General features: G+C 65.8%; 15 protein-coding genes and 1 pseudogene. 13 read left to right on the top strand and 3 right to left on the bottom strand.

The window, feature by feature from the left end; genetic code table 11:
• Nucleotides 1–170: 170 nt before the first annotated feature.
• A complete protein-coding gene (locus ACIQAC_RS34540) occupies nucleotides 171–980 on the top strand; it encodes an IclR family transcriptional regulator (protein ID WP_402198239.1) in 810 nt (269 codons plus the stop codon).
• 129 nt (nucleotides 981–1,109) lie between these two features.
• Here ACIQAC_RS34540 and dgcA read toward each other — a convergent pair whose 3' ends face one another.
• Together dgcA and ACIQAC_RS34530 are read right to left on the bottom strand one after the other, a co-directional pair.
• Nucleotides 1,110–2,096: an N-acetyl-D-Glu racemase DgcA gene (dgcA, locus tag ACIQAC_RS34535; RefSeq protein WP_402198237.1), complete on the bottom strand. Its 987-nt coding sequence runs from the start codon at nucleotides 2,094–2,096 to the stop codon at nucleotides 1,110–1,112.
• Nucleotides 2,097–2,108: 12 nt separating this feature from the next.
• Nucleotides 2,109–3,452: an MFS transporter gene (locus tag ACIQAC_RS34530; RefSeq protein ID WP_402198236.1), complete on the bottom strand. Its 1,344-nt coding sequence runs from the start codon at nucleotides 3,450–3,452 to the stop codon at nucleotides 2,109–2,111.
• Nucleotides 3,453–3,824: 372 nt separating this feature from the next.
• Between ACIQAC_RS34530 and ACIQAC_RS34525 the strand changes: the two genes are divergently transcribed.
• The 12 genes from ACIQAC_RS34525 to thrS all read left to right on the top strand — a co-directional run bounded on the left by ACIQAC_RS34525 (nucleotide 3,825) and on the right by thrS (nucleotide 16,101).
• Nucleotides 3,825–4,745, top strand: a complete 921-nt coding sequence (locus ACIQAC_RS34525; RefSeq protein ID WP_402198234.1) for a CoA transferase subunit A — start codon at nucleotides 3,825–3,827, stop codon at nucleotides 4,743–4,745.
• Entirely contained in the window at nucleotides 4,742–5,566 is an 825-nt protein-coding gene (locus ACIQAC_RS34520; RefSeq protein ID WP_402198233.1) for a CoA-transferase subunit beta, read from the top strand. The genes ACIQAC_RS34525 and ACIQAC_RS34520 overlap by 4 nt, the downstream gene beginning before the upstream one ends.
• 4 nt (nucleotides 5,567–5,570) lie before the next feature.
• On the top strand, nucleotides 5,571–6,785 hold the full coding sequence (locus ACIQAC_RS34515) for a CaiB/BaiF CoA transferase family protein (RefSeq protein ID WP_402198231.1): 1,215 nt from the start codon (nucleotides 5,571–5,573) through the stop codon (nucleotides 6,783–6,785).
• 23 nt (nucleotides 6,786–6,808) lie between these two features.
• On the top strand, nucleotides 6,809–8,056 hold the full coding sequence (locus tag ACIQAC_RS34510; RefSeq protein ID WP_402198229.1) for a CaiB/BaiF CoA transferase family protein: 1,248 nt from the start codon (nucleotides 6,809–6,811) through the stop codon (nucleotides 8,054–8,056).
• Entirely contained in the window at nucleotides 8,053–8,877 is an 825-nt protein-coding gene (locus ACIQAC_RS34505; RefSeq protein WP_402198228.1) for an enoyl-CoA hydratase/isomerase family protein, read from the top strand. The genes ACIQAC_RS34510 and ACIQAC_RS34505 overlap by 4 nt, the downstream gene beginning before the upstream one ends.
• Entirely contained in the window at nucleotides 8,874–9,752 is an 879-nt protein-coding gene (locus ACIQAC_RS34500) for a 3-hydroxyacyl-CoA dehydrogenase family protein (protein ID WP_402198226.1), read from the top strand. The genes ACIQAC_RS34505 and ACIQAC_RS34500 overlap by 4 nt, the downstream gene beginning before the upstream one ends.
• Before the next feature lie 35 nt (nucleotides 9,753–9,787).
• On the top strand, nucleotides 9,788–10,654 hold the full coding sequence (locus ACIQAC_RS34495; protein WP_402198223.1) for a 3-hydroxyacyl-CoA dehydrogenase family protein: 867 nt from the start codon (nucleotides 9,788–9,790) through the stop codon (nucleotides 10,652–10,654).
• Nucleotides 10,651–11,445 carry an enoyl-CoA hydratase-related protein gene (locus ACIQAC_RS34490; RefSeq protein WP_402198221.1) on the top strand — a complete coding sequence of 265 codons (795 nt, stop codon included), beginning with the start codon at nucleotides 10,651–10,653 and terminating at the stop codon, nucleotides 11,443–11,445. The genes ACIQAC_RS34495 and ACIQAC_RS34490 overlap by 4 nt, the downstream gene beginning before the upstream one ends.
• 12 nt (nucleotides 11,446–11,457) lie before the next feature.
• The gene (locus ACIQAC_RS34485) at nucleotides 11,458–12,681 is read left to right on the top strand and encodes a thiolase family protein (protein ID WP_402198219.1); all 1,224 of its coding nucleotides are present in this window, start codon (nucleotides 11,458–11,460) and stop codon (nucleotides 12,679–12,681) included.
• 71 nt (nucleotides 12,682–12,752) lie between these two features.
• On the top strand, nucleotides 12,753–14,033 hold the full coding sequence (locus tag ACIQAC_RS34480; RefSeq protein WP_402198217.1) for an MFS transporter: 1,281 nt from the start codon (nucleotides 12,753–12,755) through the stop codon (nucleotides 14,031–14,033).
• 71 nt (nucleotides 14,034–14,104) lie between these two features.
• Nucleotides 14,105–14,512, top strand: coding sequence for a phenolic acid decarboxylase (locus ACIQAC_RS34475; protein WP_402198216.1), 408 nt, complete (start codon nucleotides 14,105–14,107; stop codon nucleotides 14,510–14,512).
• Nucleotides 14,513–14,874: 362 nt separating this feature from the next.
• On the top strand, nucleotides 14,875–16,101 hold the full coding sequence (gene thrS / locus ACIQAC_RS34470) for a threonine--tRNA ligase (RefSeq protein ID WP_402198414.1): 1,227 nt from the start codon (nucleotides 14,875–14,877) through the stop codon (nucleotides 16,099–16,101).
• A 12-nt stretch (nucleotides 16,102–16,113) separates the two neighbouring features.
• Here the strand turns inward: thrS and ACIQAC_RS34465 are convergent.
• Nucleotides 16,114–17,070 (bottom strand): annotated as a pseudogene (locus ACIQAC_RS34465) (site-specific integrase).
• Between the last annotated feature and the right edge of the window lie 220 nt (nucleotides 17,071–17,290).

The following is a 17,290-nucleotide window of genomic DNA, read 5'->3' as shown; positions in this document are numbered from 1 at the left end:
CGTCGCCCCCCTTGGGGGATGGCATGGACCATACGGTTTCCTCAGCTCTAGAGGTCGGGGCGCCACTCCGGATGAGCCGACTGGCTGAGGGCGGACAGCGCCCCTCTCTATTGGTGTCTGTGGTGTCCGACATAATCATGTGTGTTGCTTGATGTAGCGAAGGGGTGGGAATGCCGAAGCAGTCCACGGGGCAGCCGGTGCGGTCTGCGGAGCGCATGCTGGCAGTGCTTGAGATGTTCTCCTTTGACCAGCCTGCGTTGTCCGTGGCCGAGGTCAGCGCGGGCCTGGGCCTGGCGACCAGCACGGTACGGCGCTTGCTGAACGTCCTGGAAGCGCATGGGTTCGTGCGGTACAGCGCGCAAAGTGGAAAGTTCGCGCCGGACTTTCAGGTGGTGCGCTTGGCTGCTGTTGCGGTGGAGGGAAACGACCTTCTCGCGGCGGCGGGCGGAGTGTTGGACGGACTGCGGCAGCGGACGAGTGAGGCATGTCAGCTGACGGTGTTGTCAGGGGGGGAGGTGGTGTTCGTGGATCGCAGGGAGTCACAGAGCGTGATCCGGATCTTCAGTCCGATCGGGTTTCGGTCTCCGGCGTGGGACGGCAGGGCCTCAGGGAAGGCGTTGATGGCGTGGTTGCCGGCAGACGAGGTGGAGGGGCTGCTGCCGGGGGCGGAAGAGTGGCAGCAGGGATCGGGACCGAACGCTGCAGACAGTCCGGCCGAGTTCTTGGCGCGGCTGGCCGTGGTGCGGGAACAGGGCTACGCGGTGAATGACGAGGAGACGGAGCGCGATGTGTGGGCGGTGGCTGCTCCAGTACGCGATCATTCGGGGCGGGTTGTCGCGGCGGTGAACGTGCCGGTGTTGAAGGCTCGAGTGGAACAGGGCAGTCGGGCCAGGGAGTTGACCGAGGCGGTGGTGCAGGCCGCCGAGGAAGTGTCGCGTGCACTTGGCAGCTACCGAGGTCGTACTGGTAGGCAGAGTTAGACGCTGAGACCGCTGCGGGCACCGGCCGCTTGAACTCCCGCCGGTTCGGAGGCTGAGGCAGACGCCGAGGTATGAGGTGCCGCAGTCTGCGTCGCCCGGAGGGTCGCGACTGTAGCCGACTCGCCGGGCCTATCGCGCCCAAATACCTCCATCAGCGGGATGCGCAAGGGCACCCACGTAGCACAGTGAGGGGTCGCGGTCACGTGCCAGTAGAAGTGGCCCGTCAAGATGGACGACATCGGTGCGTTGTGCGAGTACGACTCCGGGCGCCATCGACAGAGATGTCGCGACCATGCATCCCGTCATCGTTTTCAGACCCGCGATCCGTGCCGCCGATTCCAGCCGGAGCGCCTCGGTCAGGCCTCCCGTCTTGTCCAGCTTGATGGTGGCGAACGCGTACTTGCCCACCACATCCTTCAGCGTCGCCAGATCTCGGCAGGACTCGTCCGCAGCAAGCGGGACAGGGCTCTTGTACGAGGTGAGGAAGCCGTCATCAGCCGCTGGCAACGGTTGCTCGATCAACTCAACACCCAGATCCCGTAGGGGCGGAGCGAGCTCACGCAGCTGCTCGGGGGTCCACGACTCATTCGCGTCTGCGATGAGGCGGGCGGAGGGCGCAGCGGCTCGTACCGCTTCCACGCGCTCCAGATCCCCGGCGCCGCCGAGTTTCACCTTCAGTACCGGCAGTGCGGCGTGGCGGCGTGCCTCGGCCTCCATGCGCTCTGGGGTGTCCAGACTCAACGTGTAGGCCGTCACGACGGGCCGCAGTGGGGCAGGGAGGCCCGCGAGAGCAGCGATACCTTCTCCAGTGGAGCGGGCAGTGAGGTCCCACAGCGCGCAGTCCAACGCGTTGCGTGCCGCACCCGCTGGAAGCGCTGACTGGAGTTCTCCGACGCTCATGCCGGCTTCCACCAACGCGCGCGTCTCCTCGATTTGAGCGCAGACACTCGCGACGCTCTCGCCATATCGGGCATAGGGAACGCCCTCTCCGCGGCCCGTCACGCCATCCTGGCTGATCGCCACGGTGACCACCTGCGCGACCGTCTTCTCTCCACGGCTGATCCGGAACACGCCCTGGATCGGGAAGTCCTCCACGAGGACGCTCAGAGTACGCACGTATTCTCCCGCTCAATCAGTGCTGGTGCTAACGAGGTGCGGGGCGGCGGGGCTTGACGACGCCGCGCTGCTGAGCCGCTTTTTTCCGACGAACGCGGCAACGACCGACAAGGCTCCCACCGCTGCAAGATAGACACTGAAGGCTGTGTTGGTCCCTGTGGAGTCGTTGAGCCACAGCCCTATGGAAGGACCCGCCGCGCCGAAGACGACGGTGCAGGCGTTATAGGCGAAGGCGCCGGCGGTCACCCGTACCTGGGCGGGGAACATGTACGACATGGCCATGGCTCCCGCCACGGCCACGATGCCCTTGCCGATGGCCAGGAGTGAGCCGCCGACCAGGGCGCCGAACACACCGCGGCTCGCCAAGGCGAAAGCGGGCACGCTGACGACGGCGATGAACAATCCTCCGACGACGAAGGTGCGTTGGAGTCCTCGGCTGGCCATGAGCCGTCCCGCGACGAGGGTTGCCCCGATCATCACCAGGTTGATGACGACGGAGATCCAGTAGGAGACGCCATGACTGATGCCACCGGAGTCCTGCATGAAGGTGATGAAGTACGAGGACAGCACCGGAGTGATCAGTGCGTAGGCGGAGACGACGCAGAAGAACAAGACCATGGCCCTGGCCTGGGTGCGGAAGGCGCCCCTGATCGGGGTGACTTTCCTGTGTTCAGTCTTTGTCGCGGCGGTGACGCGAGCGAACTCCGGTGTCTCCGCCACCCGGTTGCGCAGATAGACCCCGGCGAGACCCAGAGGGGCCGAGAGCAGGAACAGGATGCGCCACGCCCAGTTCTCGAACGCTGACTCCCCGACGATCGCTGTGCACAGACTGGCCGCCAGCACAGAAGCGGTGATGCCCAGGAATGTCATCGTCACCAAGTAGCTGATGCGGACCGGACGGCGGCGAGGATCGCTGTGTTCGTAGATGAATGCGATGGCCGAGCTGTACTCACCACCCGTACCCAGTCCCTGGACGAGTCGGCAGGCCGCCAACAGCAGCGGGGCGGCAATGCCGATCTTTGAGTAGGTCGGGATGAAGCCGATGACTGCCGTTCCGGTGCACATCAGAAGGATGGTGAAGGAGAGTGCCCGGCGACGGCCGAAGGTGTCTCCCAGCCAGCCGGCCAGCAACCCGCCGAGGGGACGGCTCAGGTAGGTGAGACCGAAGAGGGCATAGGCACTGATCAGGGCGGCAGTGGGGTTGCCGGAGGGAAAGAACTGCTTCGCCAGGATGGACGCGACCACTCCGTAGACCGCGAAGTCATACCACTCCGCGAAGTTGCCTATGCCTGCGGACGCGATGAGTCTGCGTGAGGACTGATCGTGGGGAACGTCGGACGCTGGAAGCTTTTGCATGGAGGCCTCCTAGGCCAAGGGTGGCTCATACCTGGCGTGTCAGTACGGAGGTAAGCGGCGCCTCAGTGGGTACTGCACGTTTCCCAGGACGCGGCTTCGCTCATCAGGATCCATGTAATGGTCTGATGGGCCAGATTTGAGCCACGTAATGTGCTCGAAATCGTCCTGTTGCGCCGAGTGGCTGTCAACCCCTCAGTCGGTGCCAGTGGCACGCGGTCCGCCGCAAGTTCCTATTTAGGCAACTTGCATCTATTTAGGCAGTCACTCCGTGTCGCATTGACTACGGAGAGTGAAAGGCTTGACACTCGCGTCGAGGGAGGAGCCATAATGTGAACACCAAAGTCATATAGTGACTCCAGGGAGGTGGTCACGATGATTCCCCCGAAAGCCCAGTCCGCGATCCCGCCGACGCGTTCCTCCAAGCAACTGGCGCTGTCCGAGGCGATGGCTCTGGTGCCGTCAGGCGCCTTCGTCGCCCTGGGCGGTCTTTGGTTCCAGAACAACCCGTCTTCTGCTGTGCGCGAGCTGATACGCCAGGGGACAGGCGAGCTCACGATTGTGGCCGCTCCACCCGCGAGCTATGCGGTGGATCTACTGATCGGAGCGGGCGCTGTCCGCACCGCCTACCTCGCCCATGTCTCGTTCGACCATCTCGGGATGGCCCCCAACTTCCGCCGTGCTGCAGAAGCCGGGACGGTGGAGATCGTCGACGGTGACGAGGCGCTCATCCTGGGTGGACTGATGGCCACGCTGGAGGCCCTACCGGAACACCCCGTGCACTCGGTAAAGGGCACGGACCTACTCCGCAGCTCACCCCTTGCAGGTGAGGCCAATTCTTCGGGAGGCAGTGATGTGGCCGCTCCTGCAGCCATGCGACCCGACATCTGCCTGTTGCACGCCCAGGAGGCCGACGTCTACGGCAATGTCCGCTACGACGGCACGCCGTTCTGCGATCCGCTCCTTGCCAAGGCATCGGGCAAGGTGATCGTGTGCGTGGATCGCATCGTCAGCAATGAGGAGATCCGCCGTGCACCGCACCGCACGGTGATCCCCGGGTACCTCGTCGACGTCGTCGTGGAGACACCATACGGCGCACATCCCTGCGCCAGTCAGGGTCGCTACGTGCATGACGAAATGCGTTTGACTGCGTACATAGCAGCCGGCCGCTCAGCTGCCGACTGGCGCATGGAGTATCTCGAACCCTACGTGCTCACGCCCCGCACGCAGGAGCAGTATCTGGCCGCAGTCGGTGGCGCTGCGCGAATCGCACGTCTAGACGGTGATGTCGCATGAACACCATCGCCACCGATGACGAGTTGATGGCCATCCTGATCGCACGTGAACTGCGCAACGGGGAGATGGCAGTCACCGGGGCCAGTTCCCTCGTCCCGGTCGCCGCGTGCCTGCTGGCACAGCAGATGCATGCGCCGGACCTGACACTGATCCTGCCGTCCGGGGTGGTCAATCCACAGGCTGGCCGGCTCTACCGATCGGCTTCCGACGGCCGCTGGGTGCCGGGAGCGGAAGCGGTCGGCAGCGGCTACGACCTCTTCGAGATGTCCGAGAACGGGCGCCTGGACGTCATGTTCTACGGTGGCGTCCAGATTGACAAGCACGGGAACGTGAACCTGACCGCAACAGGACTTGGCCAGGGGCCAGGGCCCGCGTTCCGCGGGCCCGGCCTGGCGAACACCTCGTTCGCGGTGGTCTCCGGGCGGATCATCCTGTTCAGTTCCTCCCACACGTCCCGCACCTTCGTCGATCGGGTCGACTACCTCACCGCCGCTGGACATCTCGAGGGCGGCACCAGCCGTGCGGAAGCGGGCATCACTACGGCGGGGCCGGTTGTCTGTGTCACCCCCTTGGTGACCTTTGACTTCGACGGAGAACACCGCATGCGCGTGCGCAGTGTGCATCCAGGCATCTCCGACGAACAGGTAATCGCCCGTACCGGCTTCGATCTGCGGGCCCATCCACCCTGGCCCAGAACCGAGCCCCCGACGGCGGACGAACTGCGGACCCTGAGGCACTCCGTCGACGGTACCGGCGAACTGCGTGCGGCTCGACGGAGCACGGCTCGCGAAACGACTACTTCCACGCGGCGAAAGGTTTGACGCGATGCAGCGAACAGCACTTCAGGGCCTGCGGGTCATCGACTTCTCCCGTGTGGTGGCGGGCCCGTACTCCACGATGCTCCTGGGCGATCTGGGTGCGGAAGTGATCAAGGTCGAGCGCCCCGGCAAGGGGGACGACAGCCGCAGTTGGGGGCCACCCTCCCGTGGCGAGGTCAGCACCTACTTCCTGGGTTTGAACCGCAACAAGAAGAGCATAGCCATCGATCTGTCGACCGAGGACGGCGTCGCCCTCGCCCGCGAGCTCGTGGCCGGCGCCGATGTCGTCATCGAGAGCTTTCGACCCGGCGTGATGCAACGGCTCGGACTGGACTACGACAGTCTCCGTGAAAACCATCCGAGCCTCATCTACTGCGCCATCTCCGCCTTCGGGCAGGATGGCCCGTACAAGGATCGCCCCGGATACGACCTGATGGTCTCTGCACTCGGTGGCCTGATGAGTATCACAGGCACCCCCGGTGGCGAGCCGGTGAAGACCGGGGTCGCGCTGATCGACGTGTGCACGGGCCTGTACGCGGCGCTGGGTGTGCTCGGAGCCCTTCACCATCGCGAGGCCACGGGGCAGGGCCAGCGCGTCGATGTCTCGCTGCTCAGCACCGAACTGGCCATACTGATCAACGCTGCCAGTCAGTACCTCATCGGCGGTAGCGTGGCCGATCCGCAAGGTTCCGCTCATGCCAACGTGGCCCCTTACCAGGCTTTTCCCACGCTGGACGGGCATGTGCTGCTGGGCTCGCCGAACGACAAGCTGTTCGGAGTGATGGCTGAGGCTCTCGGACACCCCGAATGGCAGGACGATCCCCGGTTCCGCACCAACGAGGCCCGCGTCGTGCATCGTGACGAACTGGTCCCGATCATCGCTGCAGTGACGGAACGAAACACGTCCGCGCACTGGGTGGACGTTCTGTCGCGCACAGGCGCGCCGGTCGCACCGATCAACCGCATGGACGCGGTGTTCAAGGATCCGCAGGTCCAGCACCTCGACCAGGTGGCCGAAGTCGAGCATCCGCTGTTCGGCAGCTACCCGGTCGTTACCTCCGCGCTGCGGATGTCCGCCACTCCTCCGGTGGTCGGGGACGCTGCTCCACGGCTGGGTCAGCACACCACCGAAGTCCTCGCCCAAGGCCTTGGGCTCGGCGATCAGCAGATAGGCAAGTTGATCGCGGACGGTGTGGTCGAATACCGGCCCGCCGCCGGTTGAGAAGAACTGGCAGAGATATGCCCATGTCACACGAGAACGAAGACGAATACGAAACCGGTCGGGGCCCTCTGTCCGGTCTCAAGGTCATCGACCTCACCACGTCCTACGCAGGACCGACGGCCGCCATGTACCTGGCCGACCTCGGCGCCGATGTCATCAAGGTGGAACGACCGGGAAGCGGCGACGACGCCCGCGGATGGGGGCCACCCTTCGTCGACTCCCGATCCGCGTGGTTCGCCTCTGCCAACCGGAACAAGAGGTCGGTGGTCATAGATCTGCGGCACCCGGACGGACTTGCGGCACTGCGCAGACTGATTGCCACGGCAGACGTGTTCATCGAGAACCTCAACCCCGCGAAACTACGTACCTCCGGGATCGGCCCTGACCGCCTTCGGCAGGACTTCCCGCACCTCATCTACTGCGCGATCTCCGGGTTCGGACTCAGCGGTCCCGACTGCGAACTCCCGGGCTACGACCTGGTCGCCCAGGCCCGCTCAGGGATGATGTCCGTGACGGGAGCGGAGGGCGGCACTCCGCAGCGGGTTTCCACGGCTCTGTCCGACATCGTCACCGGGATGTGTGCGGCACTCGCCATCAGCGCGGCTGCGGTGCGCCAGCGTGAGCAGGGCACCGGGGACCTGATCGACATGTCCCTCCTGGACTGCGACCTCGCCCTCATGGCGCCCCGCATCGCGGCGTATCTCGCCGGGGCTCCGGAGCCGGCGCCCAGCGGCGGCACCGACTCGGTGCTCGCCGTCTATCAGACTTTCTCGGCGGCGGACCGGGAACTGGTGGTCGCGATCGGAAACGACGCCATGTGGGCACGCTTCTGTCGCGCCGTCGGGCTGCCCCATCTCGCGGCGGACGCGGCGCTCGCCGACAACGAGGGACGTCGTCGAAACCGCGGCGTCATCGTGCGTGAGGTTGGCGCGCGTCTGCGGACGCGCTCCGCAGCAGAGTGGATCAGCGTGCTCGCCGATGTGCAGGTGCCCTGTTCCATGGTGCAGGGACTATCCGAAGTGGTCGCTGACGCGCAGGTCGTCGCGCGTGGCGCGCTGCTTCCTGTGCCCGGCACTGAAGGGCGCATGCACACGGTACACAGCCCCTTCCGTCTGGCCTCGACACCGATTGCACCTAACTCACCGAGCCCCGACCTGGCTGCTCACACGACGGAGATCCTCAGCGAGCACGGATTCAGTGATGCGGAGATCGAGGAACTCGCCGGGAGCGGAGCGGTCGAAGTCGCGGAACAGCAGGGAGCGCGGCGATGAGCGGAGCACTGCTCGAAGAGGAGACCCACGGCCGAGTCCGCGTCCTGCGTATCAACCGGCCCGAAGTCCACAACGCGCTGAACGATCAGGTGCTGGCACAACTGGGTGACACCATCGGGAAGTTGGGTTCGGACGGCAGTACCCGGGCCGTCGTTGTCACCGGAACCGGCACCAAGGCCTTCAGCGCCGGAGCGGACCTGGAGACACTCGCCACGATGGACACACGCGAGGCTCACGTCTTCCTGAGGGCAGGACAGCACGCGCTGCGGCAGTTGGAGCACAGCGGCATCCCTGTGATCGCCGCAGTCAACGGAGTTGCGTTGGGCGGAGGGTTCGAACTCGCACTCGCCTGCAGTTTCTCCCTGCTGTCCGAGACAGCGTCATTGGGCCTGCCCGAAGCAGGCCTCGGGTTGATACCCGGCTTCGGCGGGACCCAGCGCCTGGTAAAGGCCGTCGGTCCCGCTGCGGCCCGCTACCTCATGCTCACAGGCCGGTCCCTCGACGCCTGGCGAGCTCACCAGATCGGCTTGTCGGCGCTTCCGCCGGCCGTGCCGGACGAACTGCTCCCCACCGCCGTGTCGGTTGCGGAGGAGATCTCCCGTCGCGGCCCACAAGCCTGTCGCTCCATCCTGCAGTCCGTACGGGAAGGCCAGGACGCGCCCCTGGACACGGGACTGGCCTTGGAGGCGGCACTGGCCGCGATCGCTGTGGGCGGTCCCGAGGCCACTGAAGGCATAAACGCTTTTCGCAGCCGTCGAGTCCCGGACTTCGACGCATTGTCTGCGGCAGGGAAGCCACACCTCGGAAGGGAATCGACGTGACGTTCCACCAGCGCACCGTAGCTGTGCTCGGCGCGGGCACGATGGGCTCCGGCATTGCCGTTGTCAGCGCCCGAGCTGGCCATCACACCGTCCTCTACGACCTGGACGACACCCGGGTGAAGCAGGGGCTGGACCGAGTCGCGGACTTTCTCGACCGGAGCGTGGCATTGGGCAAGCTCGACGTCCAAGCGAGCGCCGCAGCCAAGGCCCGGACCCGAGGCACAGCCGATCTCGCCGATCTCGCCGGAGCGGATGTGGTGATCGAGGCCGTCATAGAAGACCTCAATGTGAAGAAGGATCTGTTCCGGCAGATCGACGGCATCGTGTCCGACCGTACGCTCCTGCACACCAATACCTCGACGCTGTCCGTGACGGCGATCGCAGCGGGCTCCGTGAGGCCGGAGCGCGTCGTCGGCACCCATTACTGCAACCCCGCCCCGCTCATGAAGCTGGTGGAGGTCGCGGACGGACGGCACACGGCCGGCTGGGCGCACGCCGCCACGTTGGACTTCCTGGCGTCGCTCGCCAAGACCACCATCGTGACCAAGGACCGCCCAGGCTTCATCCTCAACCGTTTTCTCATTCCCTGGGAGAACAGCTGCATCGACGCCCTGGAATCGGGACTCGGAACCGTGCAGTCCATCGACACCGCGGTGAAGGGTGCCCTGGGGCATCCGATGGGTCCCTTCGAGCTTCTCGACATCGTCGGACTCGACATCCACCGCCAAGTCGCCATGCGCCTTTACGAGCAGCTGCGCGACCCAAGGTTCTTCCCCCCGCCCCTCGTCGACCGGATGATCGCCGCAGGCGACCTGGGGCGCAAGACCGGAGCGGGTTTCTACACCTACGACGACAACCGGCTGTTCGGATCATGAGCGCGCTGCCGGCCCACATCAGTGAAGGAGCCCCCATGTCCGTCTATCCCCGCGTCGCGGTTCTCGGATTCGGCACCATGGGCGGTGGCATCGCCCAGGTAGTGGCGCAGTCCGGACGCGTGGTCACCGTCCTGGAACAGGACCAGGAACGCGTCGACGCAGGCCTGAAGGCGATGTCCGACTTCCTCACCGAGGGAGTACGGCGTGGCAAGGTCACATCCGAGCAGCGGGAGGACGTCCTCGCCCGTGTGCACGGAACCACCGACACGGGCCGACTCGCGGACAGTGACCTGGTCATCGAGGCGGTCACCGAACGCCCGGACATCAAACGTGCGTTGCTCAGTGGCGTCTGCGATGCCGTCAGTGACAACGCCGTGATCGTTTCCAACACGTCCGCGCTGTCGGTCACCGCGCTCGCCACCTCCGTGTCCAACCCCGCGCGCTTCGCCGGCCTGCATTTCTTCAACCCCGCGCCGCTCATGAGGGTCGTCGAGGTGGTTCGCGCCCTGGAGACCGACCCAGAGGTGGTACGGCAAGTCGCTCTGTTCGCCACCGAGATCGGAAAGGATCCGGTCGTAGTCAAGGACCGGCCCGGATTCCTGGTCAACCGGCTGTTGATGCCCTACCTCAACGACGTCGTCCAGGCTTACGACGAGGAACTCGCCGGTGCCGAAGACATCGACACCGCCATACGTCTGGGCCTGGGTCACCGGCTCGGACCGCTGGAACTACTCGACCTGATCGGCCTCGACGTGCACCGGCACGCCACCCTGGCCGCGTATCAGGAGACTCTCGATCCCCGATTCGCCCCGCCGCCGTTGCTCGCACAGATGGTGGCTGCGGGCCGCCTGGGCGCGAAGACCGGGCGCGGCTTCCGTACCTCCGAGGAGGAATCCCGATGAGCAGCACCACCAGCACCGGCTACGAGGACATAATCGTCGACCGGGACGGCCCGGTCCTTACTCTCACGATCAACCGTCCGGACGCCGGAAACAAGTTCCGGCCGCAGACCTGCATCGAACTGCTCGACGCGTTGCAGAAGTACCGCCTGGACCGTGAATTGCGTTCGGCCGTTCTCACCGGAGCCGGTGAGAAGTTCTTCTGCATCGGCGGTGAACACGAGGACATGCCCTTCCTCGACCAGTCCCAGGTACTGCCCATCATCGACGTGTACCAGGCCATCGACACGATCCCCAAGCCGGTCGTCGCCGCGGTCAACGGCTTTGCCGTCGGCGGTGGGAACGTCCTGCACACAGTGTGCGACCTGACCGTCGCGGCCGACAACGCGGTCTTCCGACAGGTCGGGCCCATGGTGGGAAGTTTCGACGCCGGCTACGGCAGTTGGTATCTGGAGGAGACGATTGGACGCAAGCGCGCCAAGGAGATGTGGTACCTCAACCGCAAGTACTCCGCGTCGGACGCCCTGGCTATGGGGCTCGTGAACGATGTGGTGCCTGCGGCCGAACTGCGAAGGCATGCTGCGGAGATCGCACAGGAGATCGCTACCCGCAGCCCCTTGGCGATCGGAGGGTTGAAGGCGGCGTTCTCCGCCCGCCACAACGGTGTCTCCGGCCAGGCGCGCATGGCACACGATCAGTACCTGACCGCTTATCTCGCCACGCAGGAAGCCCACGAGATGAATGCTTCCTTTACGGGCCGTCGCCGGCCCGATCCCCAGCACTTCTGGCACTGACAGGACGACCCGATGTCTAGCGACGTATTTCTCATCGACGGTGCGCGCACCCCGCAGGGCCGTTATGGCGGTGTCCTTGCCTCCGTCCGTCCGGACGACCTTGCCGCGTTGGTGGTTTCGGAAGCCGTCGTGCGCAGTGGTGTACCGGCCCAGGCCGTCGACGAGGTGATCCTCGGCGCCGCGAACCAGGCGGGCGAGGACAATCGAAATGTGGCGAGGATGGCCGTGATGCTCGCCGGACTTCCTCACACCGTCCCCGGCTACACCGTCAACCGCCTGTGCGCATCCGGACTGACCGCTGTGGCCTCCGCCGCTCAGGCCATTCGCGCAGGAGAGGCCGATCTGGTCGTCGCCGGCGGCGTCGAGTCCATGACCCGTGCTCCCTGGGTGATGAGCAAACCAGGCACCCCATGGGCGAAGCCGGGTGCCGTCCACGACACCGCCCTCGGCTGGCGCCTGGTCAATCCGCATTTCCAGGCCATGGACCGGGGCACGCCGGCCGACGCGGGTCCCGAAATGATGAAGGTCACCCTGTCCATGGGCGAGACGGCCGAGGAGGTGGCAGCGCTCGAAGGCATCACCCGTGGTGAGTCCGACGCTTTCGCGCTGAGCAGCCACCGGAGGGCCGTGGCGGCGCAGAATGCAGGTCACTTCGCCCGCGACATCGTAGAGGTACGGACGCGGGAGGGAGAGGTGATACGTGACGAAGGCCCACGCCCGACGACCAACCTCGACCGGCTCGCCCAGCTGCCCTCCGCCTTCCGTCCGGACGGTGTCGTGACCGCAGGCTCGTCATCGCCCCTCTCGGACGGCGCCGCGGCGCTCGTCATCGCGAGCGAAGCAGCGGTCGCGCGTCACTCGCTCACTCCGCGAGCGCGCATTGTGACCTCGGCAGCGGCAGGCGTTGAGCCCAATCTGATGGGCCTTGGACCGGTTCCGGCAACTCGCAAGGCGCTGGGGCGCGTCCGCTGGCGGACCGGCGATCTGGACGCCATCGAGATCAACGAAGCCTTCGCCGTCCAGACAATCGCGGTGATCCGCCGTCTTGAGCTCGACGAGACAAAGGTCAACGCCGACGGTGGAGCGATCGCACTCGGGCATCCGCTCGGCTGCTCGGGCGCCCGCATTCTCCTCACCCTCATACGGCGCCTGGAGCGAGAGGGCGGGAGGCGAGGGCTGGCGGCCCTGTGCGTCGGAGTCGGACAGGGGGTCGCCATGCTCGTCGAACGTATGTGACGTCGCGGAGGGGGTGCGCTGCGGCGACACCGAATCGATCCACCAGCCGCGACTTCAGAAAGCACCGGAACATGAACACCCACTTGATGGAGTCTTCTTTCCGAAATCACCTACGCGCTCGCGAGGGGACAGCCGATCGCTCCCACGGATCCCTGGGCTTCTGGATCGCTTCCTCGACCCTCTTTCTGCTCCTGGCCCAGTCCGGGGCGCCATCCCCGCTGTACCCCGTCTATCAGCAACAACTGCATCTCGCGTCTGCTGCCACCACAGCGATCTTCTCCATCTACATCTGCGGGCTGCTGCTGTCGCTGCTCACAGTGGGATCACTGTCAGATTATGTAGGCCGCCGTCCTGTCATCCTCGCCTCCGCACTGCTGTCTGTTGCCTCGCTACTGGTTTTCGCCGATGCCGCAAGCCTGACGGTTCTCCTCGTCGCCCGTGCGCTGCAGGGCGTGGCCGTGGGCGCCGGCATGGGGGCGATCGGCGCCGCCATGATTGACCTCCGGCCCGTGCATGGAGCTCGTCTGGCTGCCGTACTCAATGGCGCACTTCCGCCTGCCGGACTGGCCGTCGGCGCTCTGGCCAGCGGTTTCCTGGTCCAGGACGCACCGGCACCAACGGTGACCGTCTACGTCGTCTTCAGTGTGCTGCTCGCCGTCATGGCCGTCATGGTCGTTTTTATCGGTGAACGGAGCCCGCGCGGTGCTGTCACAGCGAGCGTCTTCATCCCGCGGCTCGCTGTTCCGCGCGAGACGAGGCGGATCTTCGGCGCCGTCGTAGGCTGCATGGTCTCCAGCTGGGCGCTGGCGGGGCTCTATCTGGGTATGGCACCCACCATCATGGTCGGCATTCTCGGCATCTCCAGCCACGTTGTGGCGGGGGCTGCCGTGGCGGCAGTCACCGGGACTGGAGCCCTGACTGGCATCGTCGGCCGTAACCGAGATGCGAGGAACACGATGCTGGTGGGGGCTGCCGCGCTCATCATCGGCCCGCTCCTCAGCATGATCGCGCTGTCACACCATTCGGTCTGGGGATTCTTCGCCAGCGCCCCGGTGGCCGGGGTGGGCTTCGGAGCAGCCTTCCAAGGTGGTCTTCGCCTACTACTTGCCAAGGCACCTGAAAAGGGCCGAGCGGGGCTCCTGTCCATGGTGTATCTGGTCAGCTACATCGCTCTCGGTGTTCCGGCTGTGATCGCGGGCTGGCTCGTCCCTCTACTCGGGCTCGGCACGGTGATCGACGGCTACGCCGTCTTCGTAATCGTCGTGGCAGTGCTCGCGCTTGCTCTGCAGTGGGCGCTGCCGCGCATCGGCCACGCCGAACGTGTTGCCGACACGGCGGAAAGCGCGGAGTAGCGAGTGTCGCGTACTCTGACGAATATTCGATATGCGATATTTCAGTAAATAGACGGAAAGAAGGAGTGAATATGCTTCACACCATTCTCGGATCGACCTTGACATGGCATCAGCCCAATGGGTGGGTGTTCAGCCCTGTCCGGGTGGGCCCTGACACCATCGACTACACCGTGGCCAGCGGGCCGCATGCCGGCCGTCATGCCGTGCAACCGCTCCATTACCACCGCATCGCCCCGGGTGTCGAACTCACGTCCTGGTACGAGGAAGTCGGGACCGTGGTGAACGTCGTCTGGTACCTGGAATCGCAGACAAGCCATCGGTTCGCCGCTTTGCCGGCCTGGGCGGCAGAGGACTTCTCGGTTCTGGTGGGGGACAATCAAGACCCTGAATATCTTGGTCGTATCAAGCACCTGGCTGCGACAAAGCCAGACGGGCCCCGTCATGTGCTTGCGGACGACGGCTACTTCAACCTCTTGTGAAGAGTGGGCGCGAGCGGTCAAAAGACTTAACTGCCATCGCTGACGGGCATGCAGGTCTTGCGAGGTCGTTCTCTTTCCGAACACCAACATGCTCGGCCGGTATTCCTTCCAACTGCCCGATCTGCCGGCGGTCTGCGACTCCTACGTGACCCGGGCACTCCTGATGAGGAATGACTGTGTGGACATCGCTGCGTCCTGCTAACGTCTGCGACATGAAGCGCGCTGCTATGACGACGACGCCGGAGAGTGTCCCGGCGCGCTGACAGATGATCTGATCCGAAGCCCCGGGGCAAGTGCCCCGGGGCTTCGTCGTAGGCCCGGTCACTTGCTCCGCAACCAGCAAGGAGACCGCGATGACTACCGTGCACGACCACCGCAAGCTCGGCCGTGAACTGGGCCTGTTCGACACCGATCCGCTGATCGGCGCCGGCCTGCCGTACTGGCTGCCCGACGGCGCCGCCGTGAGGCACACCTTGGAGGAGTACATCCGTGCCGCCGAGCGGCGGGCGGGCTACCAGCACGTGTACTCACCGGTACTCGGCAAGCGAGAGCTGTACGAGATCTCGGGGCACTGGGCGCACTACAGCGACGACATGTTCCCCCCGATGGACCTCGGCGGAGAGCAGGTCGTCCTGCGGCCGAGCCTGTGCCCCCATCACGCGGTGATCTACCGCTCCCGCTCCCACAGCTACCGCGAACTGCCCCTGCGGATGGCCGAGCTGGGCGGCATGTACCGCTCCGAACTCTCGGGCGTGCTCGGCGGGCTGACCCGGGTGCGGGCGATCCAGCTCAATGACGCGCACATCTTCTGCACCCTGGACCAGGTCGCCGAGGAGGCGCAGGCGGCGCTGGAGATGATCCGCCAGGCGTACGAAGCGCTCGGCATCATCCCCACTCGTTACCGGCTCTCCCTCCCGGGGTCCGGTGGCAAGTACGTTGCCGCACCTGAGAAGTGGCAGCGGTCCACCGCTCTGCTGACCGATGTCCTCGACTGCTCCGGCCTGCCCTACGAGGCAGCGGAGGGAGAGGCCGCATTCTACGGCCCCAAGATCGATGTCCAGGTCACCGACGGCGCGGGCCGGGAGTCCACCCTGTCCACCGTCCAGGTCGACTTCCACCAGCCCGAGCAGTTCGACCTGCACTACATCGGCGCGGACGGCGCCAAACACCGCCCGGTCATGGTCCACCGCAGTATCATCGGCAGCGTGGAGCGAGCCGTCGCCCATCTCATCGAACAGCACGGCGGTGCTTTCCCCGCTTGGCTCGCCCCCACTCAGCTGGTCATTCTCCCGATCTCCGACACCGAACTGCCGAACGCCGCAGCCCTCGCCCAACGCTGCACACGTCTGGGACTGCGTGCCCAGATCGCGGGACTGGACCGCGGCAGCCTGGGCGCCCGCATCCGAGAGGCCCGCCTGGTTCCCTACCAAGCCGTCATCGGCGCCAAAGAGGCTGCTGACGATCACGTCGCATTGCGCTTGCGTGACGGACGCCGACTCGACCCGCAGCCGGTCAGTGACGCACTCACCCACATCAGCGCTCTCATCGGGGCCCACAGCACCGACCTGTGGGCCGACCCCACCTCATAGCAGGCGTCGCGATCAGCGCCTGCTGTCACCTGGGGTGAGGAGACTGGTGATCTCCGCGATGGCGTCGGGCGAGGGCTTGAAGTAGCGGCGGATGTTCTCCGGCTTCTTGTGTCTCGACTTGGCCATCAGCATCAGCAGGCTGGCTCCGGCCTCGCCCAGATGGGTGAGGCCGGAGTGACGGTATTCGTGCAGGTCCCAGCCCGTGCCCGGTCCGCGCACGGCGGTGTGCTCGTCGAGAAGAGCGCGGGCCTGCCCGTACGACTGCCGGGCCAGCCCGGTGTCCGGGCACATGTCACGCGGGCTGACGACCTTGCCGGCCCCCGGGCGGCGGTGGGTGACGAACACCGGCCCGAGCCTGCGGCCCTTCAACAGCCGGGGCAACAGCCAGGCGGTGCCAGCGTCCCAGTACACCGTCTCCAGCACGAAGTCGCGCGCGCCTGGCCCCGGCGGCGGCCCTTGCTCCGCGCACCATTCGCCTTGATCAGGCAGCGACGCCCGGCGAAATCAGGTCCTCGACGTTCACACCGAAAATCTCCTCCGCCTGTCCGGCAGTCTCGTACAACATCCGCCACAGCGTCATCTCCCGCAGGTGCACCTCGCGCCGCGCGACCAGCCGGTCGATTGCCATCTTCGAGCGGACCGGGGTCCGGCACCGCCGGCCGCTTCGCCCAGGCCGGGACCATCGGCCCCTCATGGCCCCGCTCACGGCACAGCCGAGCCAGGACAGTACTCCCGCCCGGCGGGAATTCCACGTGTTGACTGCCGCGGTGCCCCAGAGCAGCTCCAGGGCCTCGCCAATCTCGTCGTCCGCGACCGACTCCAGAGGCCGGGTCGCGCCGAGCCGTTCGGTGGTCTTGTCCACCCCGAGTTCCGGACCGTGCTCGGGTTGCCGAGCGAGTTGAGGAGCACGTCCGCCGCGGCACGGACGGTCAACGCCTTCCCAGTCGGCAGCTGTATGACGGTAGGCACCGCTTTCCCCTTGCCACAGATAACAGGGTCGCTTCACGCAGCGGCCGGATAACGTCACCGCAGGTGACGGATCAAGTTACCGCAGATATTGGGTTGTTATCCGTGGACGATCAGACGGGGTCCGGCCCCCGACGCTCCGTCAGCGGCCCATCAGGGCGGACAGATCCTTAGCGCCGGGTTTCGTTCCGATGTTCCTCAACCCCCTTGACCACCCCACCGA

Origin of the sequence: Streptomyces sp. NPDC088387, assembly GCF_044753385.1 — a bacterium.
GTDB lineage: Bacteria > Actinomycetota > Actinomycetes > Streptomycetales > Streptomycetaceae > Streptomyces.
Note: the sequence above shows the minus strand (reverse complement) of the source record. Positions and strands in the feature narration are given on the sequence as shown.